This window comes from Halobaculum marinum (genome assembly GCF_029338555.1).
Classification (GTDB): domain Archaea; phylum Halobacteriota; class Halobacteria; order Halobacteriales; family Haloferacaceae; genus Halobaculum; species Halobaculum marinum.
The window spans coordinates 375,594-387,991 of sequence record NZ_CP119989.1; the positions used below are offsets into that span (position 1 = coordinate 375,594).

Annotated in this window: 16 protein-coding genes; 11 read left to right on the forward strand and 5 right to left on the reverse strand. The window is 70.6% G+C overall.

What is annotated here, in order from left to right; translation table 11 throughout:
• Positions 1–32: 32 nt before the first annotated feature.
• The 4 genes from P0R32_RS02050 to P0R32_RS02065 all read right to left on the reverse strand — a co-directional run bounded on the left by P0R32_RS02050 (position 33) and on the right by P0R32_RS02065 (position 4,744).
• Positions 33–1,322 (reverse strand): adenosylhomocysteinase, encoded by a 1,290-nt coding sequence (locus P0R32_RS02050; protein WP_276238263.1) that lies wholly within the window; start codon positions 1,320–1,322, stop codon positions 33–35.
• An 87-nt stretch (positions 1,323–1,409) separates the two neighbouring features.
• The gene (locus P0R32_RS02055) at positions 1,410–2,270 is read right to left on the reverse strand and encodes a hypothetical protein (protein ID WP_276238264.1); all 861 of its coding nucleotides are present in this window, start codon (positions 2,268–2,270) and stop codon (positions 1,410–1,412) included.
• A 49-nt stretch (positions 2,271–2,319) separates the two neighbouring features.
• The gene (locus P0R32_RS02060; RefSeq protein WP_276238265.1) at positions 2,320–3,621 is read right to left on the reverse strand and encodes an amidohydrolase; all 1,302 of its coding nucleotides are present in this window, start codon (positions 3,619–3,621) and stop codon (positions 2,320–2,322) included.
• 52 nt (positions 3,622–3,673) lie between these two features.
• Positions 3,674–4,744, reverse strand: a complete 1,071-nt coding sequence (locus P0R32_RS02065) for a nucleoside recognition protein (protein ID WP_276238266.1) — start codon at positions 4,742–4,744, stop codon at positions 3,674–3,676.
• A gap of 123 nt (positions 4,745–4,867) precedes the next feature.
• Between P0R32_RS02065 and P0R32_RS02070 the strand changes: the two genes are divergently transcribed.
• The 7 genes from P0R32_RS02070 (at position 4,868) to ftsY (ending at position 8,779) form a co-directional block, all read left to right on the forward strand.
• The gene (locus P0R32_RS02070) at positions 4,868–5,353 is read left to right on the forward strand and encodes a hypothetical protein (RefSeq protein WP_276238267.1); all 486 of its coding nucleotides are present in this window, start codon (positions 4,868–4,870) and stop codon (positions 5,351–5,353) included.
• A gap of 101 nt (positions 5,354–5,454) precedes the next feature.
• The gene (locus P0R32_RS02075) at positions 5,455–5,607 is read left to right on the forward strand and encodes a 50S ribosomal protein L39e (protein WP_073308560.1); all 153 of its coding nucleotides are present in this window, start codon (positions 5,455–5,457) and stop codon (positions 5,605–5,607) included.
• Positions 5,608–5,883, forward strand: a complete 276-nt coding sequence (locus P0R32_RS02080) for a 50S ribosomal protein L31e (protein WP_276238268.1) — start codon at positions 5,608–5,610, stop codon at positions 5,881–5,883.
• Between the two features lie 6 nt (positions 5,884–5,889).
• The gene (locus P0R32_RS02085; RefSeq protein WP_276238269.1) at positions 5,890–6,555 is read left to right on the forward strand and encodes a translation initiation factor IF-6; all 666 of its coding nucleotides are present in this window, start codon (positions 5,890–5,892) and stop codon (positions 6,553–6,555) included.
• Between the two features lie 407 nt (positions 6,556–6,962).
• Positions 6,963–7,139 (forward strand): 50S ribosomal protein L18Ae, encoded by a 177-nt coding sequence (gene rpl18a, locus P0R32_RS02090; RefSeq protein ID WP_276238271.1) that lies wholly within the window; start codon positions 6,963–6,965, stop codon positions 7,137–7,139.
• A complete protein-coding gene (gene pfdA, locus P0R32_RS02095) occupies positions 7,136–7,618 on the forward strand; it encodes a prefoldin subunit alpha (RefSeq protein WP_276238272.1) in 483 nt (160 codons plus the stop codon). Before rpl18a ends, pfdA begins: the two co-directional genes overlap by 4 nt.
• 3 nt (positions 7,619–7,621) lie before the next feature.
• Entirely contained in the window at positions 7,622–8,779 is a 1,158-nt protein-coding gene (ftsY, locus tag P0R32_RS02100; RefSeq protein WP_276238273.1) for a signal recognition particle-docking protein FtsY, read from the forward strand.
• A 44-nt stretch (positions 8,780–8,823) separates the two neighbouring features.
• Here ftsY and P0R32_RS02105 read toward each other — a convergent pair whose 3' ends face one another.
• Positions 8,824–9,792 carry a THUMP domain-containing protein gene (locus tag P0R32_RS02105; protein WP_276239446.1) on the reverse strand — a complete coding sequence of 323 codons (969 nt, stop codon included), beginning with the start codon at positions 9,790–9,792 and terminating at the stop codon, positions 8,824–8,826.
• A 162-nt stretch (positions 9,793–9,954) separates the two neighbouring features.
• On the opposite strand from P0R32_RS02105, the gene P0R32_RS02110 reads away from it, so the two are divergent.
• The 4 genes from P0R32_RS02110 to P0R32_RS02125 all read left to right on the forward strand — a co-directional run bounded on the left by P0R32_RS02110 (position 9,955) and on the right by P0R32_RS02125 (position 12,323).
• Positions 9,955–10,515, forward strand: a complete 561-nt coding sequence (locus P0R32_RS02110; protein WP_276238274.1) for a TATA-box-binding protein — start codon at positions 9,955–9,957, stop codon at positions 10,513–10,515.
• 1 nt (position 10,516) lies between these two features.
• Positions 10,517–10,876 (forward strand): DUF7473 family protein, encoded by a 360-nt coding sequence (locus tag P0R32_RS02115; RefSeq protein ID WP_276238275.1) that lies wholly within the window; start codon positions 10,517–10,519, stop codon positions 10,874–10,876.
• Complete coding sequence (locus P0R32_RS02120) at positions 10,873–11,805, forward strand: CPBP family intramembrane glutamic endopeptidase (protein ID WP_276238276.1); 933 nt, start codon at positions 10,873–10,875, stop codon at positions 11,803–11,805. Before P0R32_RS02115 ends, P0R32_RS02120 begins: the two co-directional genes overlap by 4 nt.
• Positions 11,806–11,915: 110 nt before the next feature.
• Entirely contained in the window at positions 11,916–12,323 is a 408-nt protein-coding gene (locus tag P0R32_RS02125; RefSeq protein WP_276238277.1) for a nuclear transport factor 2 family protein, read from the forward strand.
• Positions 12,324–12,398 lie beyond the last annotated feature (75 nt).

Sequence of the window (12,398 nt, forward strand, 5' to 3'; positions counted from 1 at the left end):
GGGAGCCGTTCAGGCTCCGTGGGAGTCGGCGCTCACGTCCCGTGCTGCCACGAGCCCATGTACTCGCGCTGCTCCTCGCTGAGCGCGTCGAACTCGACGCCCTCGGCCGCCAACTTCACCTCGGCGACCTCGCGGTCGAGTTCGTCGGGCACGTCGTGGACGCCCGCGTCGTAGGCGTCGCCGTTCTCGACGAGTTCGCGCACGCACACCGCCTGCACGCCGAACGACTGGTCCATGACCTCGACCGGGTGACCCAGCGCGATGGGTGCCGCGAGGTTGACGAGGCGACCCTCCGCGAGCACGTTCAGGCGGCGGCCGTCTTCCATCTCGTAGGCTTCGACGCCGTCGCGGGCCTCGTAGCGGTCGACGGCCATGTCGTCCAACTGGTCGAGGTTGATCTCGACGTCGAAGTGGCCGGCGTTCGCGAGGAGCACGCCGTCTTGCATCTGCTCGAAGTGCTCTTCGGTGATCACGTCGCGGTTGCCCGTCGTCGTGATGAACACGTCGCCCTGCTTCGCCGCCTCGGCCATCGGCATCACGTCGTAGCCCTCCATGTGGGCTTCGAGGGCCTTGCGCGAGTCGACCTCACAGACGATGACGTTCGCGTTCTGGCCGGCGGCTTTCTTCGCGACGCCCTTGCCGCAGTAGCCGAAGCCGCCGACGACGACGTCCTTGCCGGCAAAGGAGAGGTTCGTCGTCATGGCGATGGTCGCCAGCGACGCCTCGCCCGTGCCGTGGACGTTGTCGAACAGGCGCTTCATCGGCGTGTCGTTGACGGCGAACACGGGGTACTTCAGCTCGCCGTCGGCGTCCATCGCGCGCAGGCGGTGGACGCCCGTCGTCGTCTCCTCGGCGCCGCCGACGATGGAGTCGATGAGTTCGGGGTAGTCCTCGTGGATGGCCGCGACCATGTCCATCCCGTCGTCGACGGTGATGGTCGGCTCGTGGGCGATGACCGACTCGATGGCGGCGTAGTAGTCGTCGTCGTCGACGCCGCGCACGGCGTAGGAGGTGATGTTGTCGTGGGTGTCGAGCGCCGCCGACACGTCGTCGTGGGTCGACAGCGGGTTACAGCCCGTGATGGCGACCTCGGCGCCGCCGTCGGCGAGCAGTTCGACGAGGTTCGCCGTCTTCGCCTCGACGTGCATCGCCATCCCGATCGTCTGGCCCGCGAACGGCTGGTCGGCCTCGAACTCCTCGCGGAGGTGCGCGAGGATCGGCATGTGCTGGAGCGCCCAGTCCATCTTGCGACGGCCCTCCTCGGCGGCCGAGGCGGGGTCGTCGAGGTGCTCTGTCACCGGCGCGTACGCCTGCGTACTCATACTCGCGGGGTCGGTTCGGGACGGTTTAATCCCGCCGGAGTCGGCCCGGGTGGCCGACAGCGTGGGGGCGCGCCGTCGGCTGTCGGCCTACAGCGCACCCGCGAGATACGGCGCCCACAGCAGCCAGATCCCCGCGGCGAGCGCGAGCGCCGCCCCGGCGCCCGCGACCCGCGTCCGGGTGCGACCCTGCGAGACGATGCGGTCCTCCCGGAGCGTCGAGACGATCATGGGCACGCCGTCCTCAGGGCCGCCGCGGACGGTCATGTGCTCGGCGCGCGGCGGGTGCGGGGCGTCCGCACTCTCGGTCGCGCGCCCGAGGACGTACACCTCGTCGCCGACCTCGACCGTCTGGGAGTGGTACTTGCGCTCGCCGTGGGCGTTCCCGATGTCGATCAGGTTGGTGATCGAGTCCGTCTGGCCGTCCACGTCGCGGTGGGCGTGGACGAACGACCGGACCCGGTCGGGCGGGCGCTCGTCCGGTTCGACCTGCGCGTACGGCATCCGCGCCACCTCGACGGCCACGTCGTCGAGGGCGACGCCCGTCATCCCGGTCGACAGCAGCGCCTCGGGGAGCGAGAACGATCCCGAACTGCTGGTGGGAACGTCGACCTCGATTTCACCGTCGTCGGTCTCTAGCAAGAAGCGGCCACCGTCGACCCCGAGCGCGAGCGTCTTCCAGCGGGCGCCGTCGCCGCGCTCGTTCCACTCCTCGACCTCCCAGGCCTCGACGACCGGGTCGGGACCGCCGCGGATCGTCGGCTCGGCGGTGGCGGACGCCTCGGTCACCGTCCCCTTCACCTCGACCGGCCCCTCCTCGACGCGCGAGAGGTCGGTCGTGGGCGTGGCGGCGACGGCGCGGTACTGCCGCCAGTGGCGGGCGGTGTACGTCGCGAACACGGCGCCGACGGCGACGAGGACGACGCCGGCGGCTGTCTGGAGGGCGGCCATACGCGGCGATCCGACAGCGCAGAGAAAGGTCTTGTGTCGCGGGTTGGGCTTACTCCTCGGCGCGCGCGACGAGTGCCTCGGCGTGCTCCTGGGCGCGCTCGCGGACGGCGGCCTCGTCGAACGCGAGCACGTCGCGGTCGCGCATGAGCACCCGCCCGTCACACACCGTGTGGCGCACGTCGCTGCCACGGGCGGCGTACACGAGGTGGGAGACGAGGTCGTGTTCGGGCGTCAGGTGCGGCGCGTCGAGGTCCACCACCGCGAGGTCGGCGTTGGCGCCCGCCTCGATCCGACCCGAGTCGAACCCCAGCGCGTCGGCGCCGCCCTCGGTCGCCATCCGCAGCGCCGTCTCGGCGTCGACCGCGGCGGCGTCGTCCGCCGCCAACTTCCCGATCATCGCGGCGTCGCGCAGTTCGTCGAACAGGTCGAGGTCGTTGTTCGAGGCGGCGCCGTCGGTGCCGAGGGCGACGTTCACACCCGCGTCGAGCATCGCCTGGACCGGCGCCATCCCGGAGGCGAGTTTCATGTTCGAGGCGGGGCAGTGGACGACGCTGGTGCCGCGCTCGGCGAGCACGTCGAACTCCGACGGGTCGGTGTGGACGCCGTGAGCGACGAACGTCGAGTCAGTGAGCAGGCCGAGGTCGGCGGCGTGCTCGCTCGGGCGGACGCCGTGCTCGTCGACGACGGGGGTGACCTCGTCGGTGGTCTCGTTGAGGTGGAAGTGGATCGGCACGTCGGCGTCGCGGGCGCGCTCGGCAGTCTCGGCGAGCAACTCGTCGGAGACGGTGGTGAGCGAGTGCGGCATCACCGCGGTCCGAACGCGACCGTCGGCGGCGCCGTCGAGGCGCTCGGCCACGTCGAACGACTCGTCGAGGTCCGCCCGCGCCGCCTCGTCGTCTTTGCCGACGGTGACGACGCCGTGGCCGAGGCGGGCGCGGACGCCCGCTTCCTCGACGGCGGCAGCGACCTCGTCGACGGCGAAGTACATGTCCGCGAACGCGGTGACGCCCGAGCGGATCAACTCGACCAGCGCGAGTTCGGTGCCGACGCGGATGTCGTCGGGCGTCAACTCGCCCTCGACCGGCCAGACGTGCTCGCGGAGCCACGCCTCCAGCGGTTCGTCGTCGGCGTAGCCGCGGAGCAACGTCATCGCGGCGTGGCAGTGGGCGTTGACGAGGCCCGGCAGCACGAGCGAGTCGGTCGCGTCGAGCGTCTCGTCGGCGTCCGCGGCGAGGCCGGGGGCGACTTCGATGATCTCGCCGGCGTCGGCGTCGACGAGGACGTCCGCCTCGACCACGTCGAGGTCCGGGGTGAGTACGCGGCCACCGGCGATCGCGAGTGTGTCGGTCATACTCCGTGGTCGTGGGGGTGGGTGCCTGAATCCGTCGGGTTCGGTCGCAGCCTCACGCCAAGAACACGACCAGCGCGATCCCGATGAACACGACCTTCAGCCCGGTGTTCACCGCGATCACCTTCGAGCCGAACGACGGCCCCCAGATGCCGTACTGGAACGGGATCGACCGCTTGAACGTCGAGAACGCGAACGAAACGATGCCGCCGATCAGCATCCCGGCGACGGCCTGTTCGGGCGTCAGCGTCTCGCCGATCAGTGGCGCGAACGCCGCCGCGCCCGCGGTCGTGTCGAACACGAAGATGACGATGGCGGGGACCACCGCCGCCGGGAGGCCGGCCACGTCCGCCAGCGGGCCCGCCACCTCCGACAGCGACCGGAGGTCGACCCGAGCGACCAGCAGCGTCACCAGCACGTACACGAGCGCGAGGCGGGGGACGATCCGTTTCAGCTTCGACCACGTCGACTCGGCCGCCGACTCCAGACGGGTACGGAGGTCGTCATCGTCGTCGCCGGTGTCACTCGGGGGCTCGGCCGCCGCGCCGCCGTCGGTCGTCGCCTCCGCTGGGTCGTCCGTGGCGTCCCGACCGTCGTCCGCCGGTGCGAGGTCGCCGGACTCCCCGCGGAGCAAGAGGGCGCCCGCCAACACGCCGGTGCAGGTGATCGCGAGTGCGATGGCGCCGCGCGTCCCGACGTAGAGGACGCCCGTCTCACGCCCGAGGATCGGGATGATCACCGGGACGTAGAACGTGAACAGGTGCTGGACGAAGCCGAAGAACGTGTTGATGACGACGGCGACCATCGTCGCGCGGTCCGACAGCCGACCGGACTCGCGGAAGTCGGCGAGCATCCCGTAGCCGGCAGTCGTCGACGCGGCGGTCGTGACGATGGCCGTGCCGGCCTCGTCGGGGAGGTTCGCCGGACCCGTGAGGTACCGCGAGAAGCCGGCGATGCGCTCGACCAGCCCGAACTCGACGGCGACGTTGGCGAGGAACACCCCGACGGCGATGAGCACCGCGATGCGGGCGACGCGTTCGAGCGCGGCGAGCAGCTCGCCGACCAGCGGCGGCAGGTCCCCGACGACGGGGACGGCGACGGCGAGCGCGGTGCCGAGCGGCTCCATGTACGAACTGCGGGCGGGAGCGCCCAAACCGGTTTCGACGCGGGCGAGTCTGCGGGGCACCGACGACTGGCCCACGTGCGTCTGACGGTGGAGTTATTCCGGCCGGCGGAAAAGTCGGGGCGAATGCGACCGGCGGGACAGACGCGGACGACGCTGCGCTACCGGGTGAGCGAGCCCGCCCTCGCGGGACTCACCGCGGGGGCCGTCGTCGTACCCGCGCCGCTGTTCGCGGCCGCGGTGGCCGTCGACGCGTGGACCGCCGGGCTGGTCGGACTCGCCGCCGCCGTCGGCGTGGCGTTGCACGCGGCGCTATCGGCGGCCAACGACGACGATGGCGGCCTGTCGACCGCCGACGACCCAATTCGACGGGCGAGCTTCGCCGGCGGCGGGGCGTTCCTCTCGGGCGGCCTGCCCGCGCTGGTCGTCCTCTCGGGGCTCGGTGGCTACTTCCTCGCAATCGGCGTCGTCGCCGCGGAGTTGACCGTCGTCGCGGCGTTGCGGGTGCGTCTCGTCGGCCGTGACGTGGTGGAGGCGACCGTCAGAGTGGTGCTCGGCGGCGCGCTGGCAGCCGCCGTCGGCGCCGGGGTGGGGTCGCTGGCGGGACTGTGAGTCGAGAGAGCGAACCGCACGCGACCCCGACGACGTGGGGCGTCGAGCGCGCTCTCGGATGGACAGGGTTTTCCCTTCCGAAGCTGAATCTGCCGGATACCATGACCAAGAAATCCAAGGCGAAGAAGAAGCGCCTTGCCAAGCTGGAGCGGCAGAACAGCCGCGTTCCGGCGTGGGTGATGATGAAGACCGACATGGAAGTGACCCGCAACCCGAAGCGACGCCACTGGCGGCGCTCGGACACGGACGAGTAAATGAGCGCCAACGACTTCGAGGAGCGCGTCGTCACGGTCCCGCTCCGCGAGGCGAAGCAGGCGCCGTCCCAGGAGCGCGGCGACAAGGCGATGTCGCTCATCCGCGCGCACCTCGCGAAGCACTTCTCGGTCGACGAGGGCGACGTCCGCCTCGACCCCGCGGTCAACGAGACCGTCTGGGCCCGCGGCCGCCAGAAGCCCCCGAGCAAAGTCCGCCTGCGGGCGGCCCGCTTCGACGAGGACGGCGAGGTCGTCGTCGAGGCGGAGCCGGCCTAACCGGGCGTGCTTCGCGTTTCGTTCGCCGGGTCGTCGTACGTCGGAGTCTACGCGCACGCCGCCAGCGACTGCATCGTCGTGCGGCCCGACGTCGACGACGACCTGGCCGACCACCTCGCCGAGGAGTTCGGCGTCGACGTGCTGAAGACGACCGTCGGCGGGTCGGGCACCGTCGGCTCGCTCGTCGCGGGCAACGAGAACGGTCTGCTCGTCTCCCGGCAGGCGACCGACCGCGAAATCGACGCCCTCCGCGAGGCGACTGACGACCCCGTCGAGCGCCTCCCCGGCAAGCTCAACGCCGCCGGCAACGTCGTGCTCGCGAACGACCACGGCGCGTACGTTCACCCGGACCTGACCGCGGAGGCCGTCGACGTGGTCGCCGAGACCCTCGACGTGCCGGTGAAACGCGGCTCGCTCGGCGGCGTCAACACCGTCGGCACCGCCGCCGTCGCCAACAACACCGGCGTGCTGTGTCACCCGCACAGCGAGGAGCCGGAGTTGGAGGCGCTGGAAGAGCACCTCGACGTGTACGCCGACCTCGGCACCGTCAACTACGGCGCGCCGCTGGTCGGGTCGGGGCTGCTCGCCAACGACGACGGCTACGCCGTCGGCGAGGACACTACCGGGCCGGAGCTGGGTCGGATCGACGACACGCTCGGGTTCATCGAGTAAGCGAGTCGACTTCGTCGACTCGGCAGAACGCCGGCGAGGTCTTCGGGCCGAGCCGGCCAGTACGCTCGGACTCTACAACTGCAAGAACGACTCGACAGAACGCCGGCGAGGTCTTCGGGCCGAGCCGGCCAGTACGCTCAGGCTCTACAACTGCAAGAACGACTCGGCCAGTTCCGTCTGAGAGGAGGCCCGGCCCCCGCACCGAGTCCCACGTTACCGCCGACCGACGACGACGATCTCGACGAGCGCAGCGGCCGACCGGCGGTGCCGAACTGCCGCCAACGGCGCGCACACCGATCCGAACCCGCCGTGCGTCCCGGAAACGGGGGCGACAGGCCCCGTGGCCGATTCCGACCGACGGCGGGAGTCGGAAGGTACTTCCGCGTCGCGGGCCGTTTTTCGCGCACATGAGCCAGTTCACAGTTAGCGGCCGGTTCCAGACGCGGGACGGGATGCAGGCGTTCACCCGTTCGATCGAGGCGACGAACGAGAACGTCGCGCGAGAGCACGTGCTCTCGAAGTTCGGCGCCGAGCACAACCTGAACCGCACCCAGATCGAGATCGGCGAGGTGGTCGCCGAATGAGTCTCGGCGGAGGCGGTCCGGGTCAGCAGCAGCTCCAGCAGATCTCCCAGGAAGTCCAGGCGATCGAAGGCGAGATCGAGGAGCTCGAGGCAGACATCGACGACCTCCGCCAGGAGCAGCGTGACATCGACGAGGCGGTCGACGCCATCGACCAGATCGACACCGGCTCGACGATCCAGGTCCCCCTCGGCGGCGGCGCGTACGTCCGCGCCGAGGTCCAGGACCTCGACGAGATCGTCGTGAGCCTCGGCGGCGACTACGCCGCGGAGCTGGAGGAGGGCGACGCCGTCGACGCGCTCGACGCGCGCAAGGACGCGCTCGACGAGCAAATCGAGACCGTCACCGAGGAGAAGCAGGAGCTCGAGAGCGAGCGCGAGCAGCTCGAGGCGCAGGCCCAGCAGATGCAACAGCAGATGCAGCAGCAGCAGATGCAGCAGATGCAGCAGATGGCCGACGAGGCCGACGACGGGGACGAGTAAGGGATGTTCGACGGCCTGAAGGACAAGCTCTCCTCCTTCCGGAAAGACGCCGCCGAGGAAGTCGAGGAGAAGGCCGAGGAGGCCGACGCCGAGGCGGACGCGACAGCCGACGCCGCCGCCGCTGAAGCCGCGGAAGCCGAGCCGTCGGAGGCGGCTGAGCCGGAGGCCACTCCCGCTCCCGCCACCGATGCCGAGCCCGCGCCGGCGACCGACGACGACGGCGCCGCCGAGGCCGAGGCTGAGGCCGACGCCGACGACGGCGACTCGGGGCCGAGCCGCCTCAAACGCGCGGCGGCGTTCGCCACCGGGAAGGTCATCATCGAGGAGGAGGACCTCGAAGGACCCCTTCAGGACCTCGAACTCGCGCTCCTCTCCAGCGACGTGGAGATGAGCGTCGCCGACCGCATCCTCGACACCGTCCGCGAGAAGATGCTCGGCGAGACGCGCGCGCAGGTCCAGACGACGGACCAGCTCGTCACCGAGGCGCTCCACGACGCGCTCGTCGACGTGATCAGCGTCGGGCAGTTCGACTTCGAGCAGCGCATCGCCGAGGCCGACAAGCCCGTGACGGTCGTGTTCACCGGCGTCAACGGCGTCGGGAAGACCACCAGCATCGCGAAGCTGTCGCGGTGGCTGGAGGAGCGCGGCTACTCGACCGTCCTCGCGAACGGTGACACCTACCGCGCGGGCGCCAACGAGCAGATCCGCGAGCACGCCGAGGCGCTCGACCGGAAGCTCATCGCCCACGAGCAGGGCGGCGACCCCGCCGCCGTCATCTACGACGGCGTCGAGTACGCCGAGGCGAACGACATCGACGTCGTGCTCGGTGACACCGCCGGTCGCCTCCACACGAGCAACGACCTGATGGCGCAACTGGAGAAGATCGACCGCGTCGTCGACCCCGACATGACCCTCTTCGTCGACGAGGCGGTCGCCGGCCAGGACGCCGTCCGCCGCGCACAGGAGTTCGACGACGCCGCCGCTATCGACGGCTCCATCCTCACGAAGGCCGACGCCGACTCCTCGGGCGGCGCGGCCATCTCCATCGCGTACGTGACCGGCAAGCCGATCCTGTTCCTCGGCGTCGGGCAGGGGTACGACGACCTGACCCTGTTCGAGCCAGAGGAACTGGTCGACGCGCTGCTGGGCGACGACGAGTAGTCCGAGCCACGCGCGTCACTCCCGTTTTCACCGCCTCCCGTTCGTCACTCCCGCTCCAGCACCAGCACGTGCCGCACCAGACTCCGGTGGACCCGTCGCTCGAAGGAGTCGGTGACGCGCCATCCCGCGTCAAGCGCCTCCGTGCGCCACGAGCGGTCGGCGACGAGCACCCCACGAGGCGCCACGCGGGCGGCCTCCGCGAGCGCCGACGACACGAGGTCGTCGAGGTCGTGGCGGGCGATCTTCGACTGACGACCGTACGGCGCGTCGAACACGACGCCGTCGACCGCGTCGTCGCGGAGGGCGAGGGCGGTCGCGTCTCCCCGAATCACGTCGTGGCCGACGTCGTCGCCGAGGTAGTGTGCGAGGTTCTCGCGGGCGCCGCGGACCATCTTCTGCTGGGCGTCGTTGCCGAGCACGTCGCTCCCGACGAGGCCCGCCTCGATGAGCACGCCGCCGGTGCCGCACATCGGGTCCAGCAAGGTCTGTCCGGGCCCTGCGCCCGCGAGGTTTGCGTACGCGCGGGCGTCCATCGGCGCCATGCTCCCGGGTTGGAAGAACGGGCGGTCGGTCGGCTTGCGCGTCGAGAAGTCCCTGACCGACTCGGCGACGACCCAGCCCACGAGGCAGGTGTCGTCGGCGAACAGCACTCGGAGGGTGTGGTCGGGGTCGTCCAGATCCACGTCGAAGCCGCGCTCGACGAGAGCGGCGCCGCACTCGCGCTCGGCTTCCGCGGTGGAGACGTCGGCGGAGTCGCGGACGACGCGCGCCCGGACGGCGACGGTGCCCTCCCGGTCGATGCTCGCGGCCTCGACGACGGCGCGGGCGCTCCGGGGGTCGGCGTCGGCGCGACCAAGGAGGTCGAGCGCCGTCCGGGTGTACGCCAGTCCGCGGACGCGGTCCGGGTCGACCGCGTCGGCGACCGCCAGCCCCGGGGCGACCGTCTCGACGCCGGCGGCGGCGGCGCGCGCCTCCAGCGCCGCGAACGCGTCCTCCTCGCCGGCGAGTTCCAAACCGTACACGACCGGTGGTGGTTCGCCGGGGCGCTTGAACGTCCGGATCCGCGGGCGGCGCGACGACCGCGGTGGCGGGACCGCCGAGTGCGATCCGGTCTGGAACACGCACCCGGCAGGGCGGTACTACTTTAACCATTTAAACCCACATTCGACCCAAGAATGGTAGATCCCGCCGAGTCGATCAACATCGAGAACGTCGTCGCGTCGACTGGGATCGGCCTCGAACTGGACCTCCAGACCGTCGCGATGGACTTGGAGGGGGCCGACTACGACCCCGAGCAGTTTCCGGGGCTGGTGTACCGCACGACCGATCCGAAGAGCGCCGCGCTCATCTTCCGGTCGGGCAAGATCGTCTGTACGGGTGCCAAGAGCACCGACGCCGTCCACGAGGCGCTCCACCTCGTGTTCGACAAACTCCGCGAGCTAGAGATCCCGATCGAGGACGACCCCGAGATCACCGTCCAGAACATCGTCACCTCTGCGGATCTGGGAAAGAGCCTGAACCTCAACGCCATCGCCATCGGTCTCGGCTTGGAGAACATCGAGTACGAACCCGAGCAGTTCCCCGGCCTCGTGTACCGTCTCGACGAACCGAACGTCGTCGCGTTGCTGTTCGGCTCGGGCAAACTCGTCATCACGGGCGGCAAGGAGCCCGCGGACGCGAAAGCCGCCGTCGAGGTGATCTCCGACCGCCTCTCGGAGTTGGGGCTCCTCGGATAGCGTGCCGACGCCACTCCAGCTGTCTGTCGTGGGACTGCTCGGCGGCTTCCTCCTCATCGCGGTCCTCTCGACGCTGCTTGCCAACACGGCGGCGTACTTCCTCCTCGGCGACGAGGCGGAGCTTCGACAGGCAGTACCCCCGGGCGTGGCGATGGCGCTCGTCGGGCTCTCGGCGGCGGTGTTGCCGACCGCCGCGGTCATCGCCATCGCGCTCGTCGTCGACTACGTGATGGTGTACCTGGCGTACGGGCTGAACAAGCGCGGTACCGCCATCGTCACCGCCCTCCACTACTCGCTCACGATCCTCGCGGCCGTCGGGATCAACAGCGTGCTGGCGATCTACCAGACCGCGCCGGTATGAGCGGCGACGGCTCCGTCCTCGCGCGCCTCCGCTACCCCGTCTGGAACGCCGCCGAGCGCCGACTCCGCGCCCCACTGCGACTCGCCGTCGCGGTCGTGGTCGTCGGCATCGCGCTCGTCGGGACGAGCGCGCTCCTGTTCGGCGTCGGCCTGCCCGCACCGTTCCCGACGGTGCTCCCGATGCTCGCGGTCGCGGGCGCGACCCTCGTGGCCGCCCGGTACGTCGACCGTCGACGCCTGACAGATCTGGGCCTCAGACGCGAGCCGGGGTGGCTCGCGGATCTGGGCGCCGGCCTCGCGCTGGGCGTCCTCCTCCAGACGCTGATCGCCGTGGTCGGCGTCGCCGCCGGGTGGTTCCGTGTCGCCGACACGCTCGTCGGCACCGCGGGCGGCTTCGTGTCGGTCCTGTTGGTGTTCCTCGTCGTCGGCTTCTACGAGGAACTCCTCTCGCGCGGCCTGTTGCTCGTCAACGCCGCCGAGGGACTCCGCTTCGCCGGGCAGCGCGTCGCCGTCGCGGGCGCGCTCGGCGTCTCGGCGGTCGTGTTCGGCCTGCTCCACGCGAGCAACCCCGGGTCGTCGACCGCCTCGACGGTCGGGATCACGCTCGCCGGCGCGTTCCTCGGCGTCGGGTTCGTCCTGACGGGACGGCTCTCGTTCCCCGTCGGCGTGCACATCTCGTGGAACGCCGCGCAGGGACTGGGATACGGCTTCGCGGTCAGCGGCCTCCCCATCGAGGCCGCCGTCGTCGACCTCGAACCGACTGGGCCGGCGCTCGTCACCGGCGGCGCGTTCGGCCCCGAGGCGGGACTGCTCGGGATGGCCGCAGTGCTCGTCGGGACGGTCGCGACGGTCGCGTGGGCGCGGGTCCGCGGCGACCGCGGCATCGACCCGCGGGTGACGGCGCCGGACCTGCGCTGGCGCTCGGAGTGACGGGCACGGCGCCGGAACTGCGTGGGCGAGCGTCCACCGAGCGCATCGTGGCCGTATCGTGAACGAGCGTATTTGCCCTCACGCATCCAACAGATATCCGGTGAACACAGATGGCTAGCACAGCGGCTCGGACGAACGAGACGGTGATTCGAGAGGCGTACGCGGCGTTCAACGAGGGGGACATGGAGACGGTGTTCTCGATCATGTCGCCGGACGTCGAGTGGGTCGAGCCCCAGGGGTCGCGCTTCAGCGGGACCCACCGTGGCGCAGACAGCGTGATGGAGGAGGTGTTCGCACCGGTGGCGGCGGAGATGGCTGAATTCGTGGTGGAGGTCGACCGCGTCATCGACGCGGGCGACACCGTCGTCGTCCTCGGCACCGACCGCGGCACGGTCCGCGACTCGGGCGAGACGGTGGCGGCGCCGTTCGCGCACGTCATCGAACTGCGCGACGGCCAGATCACCCGGTGCAGCAACTACACCGACACCCACGCGTGGGAGCAGGCGCTCGCGGCGTAACGTCGTCGCGAGGACTGTGAACACGAGGACTGCGAACCCGTTTTCGACCGCGACTGGAGCAGTGTCGAGCGGCCG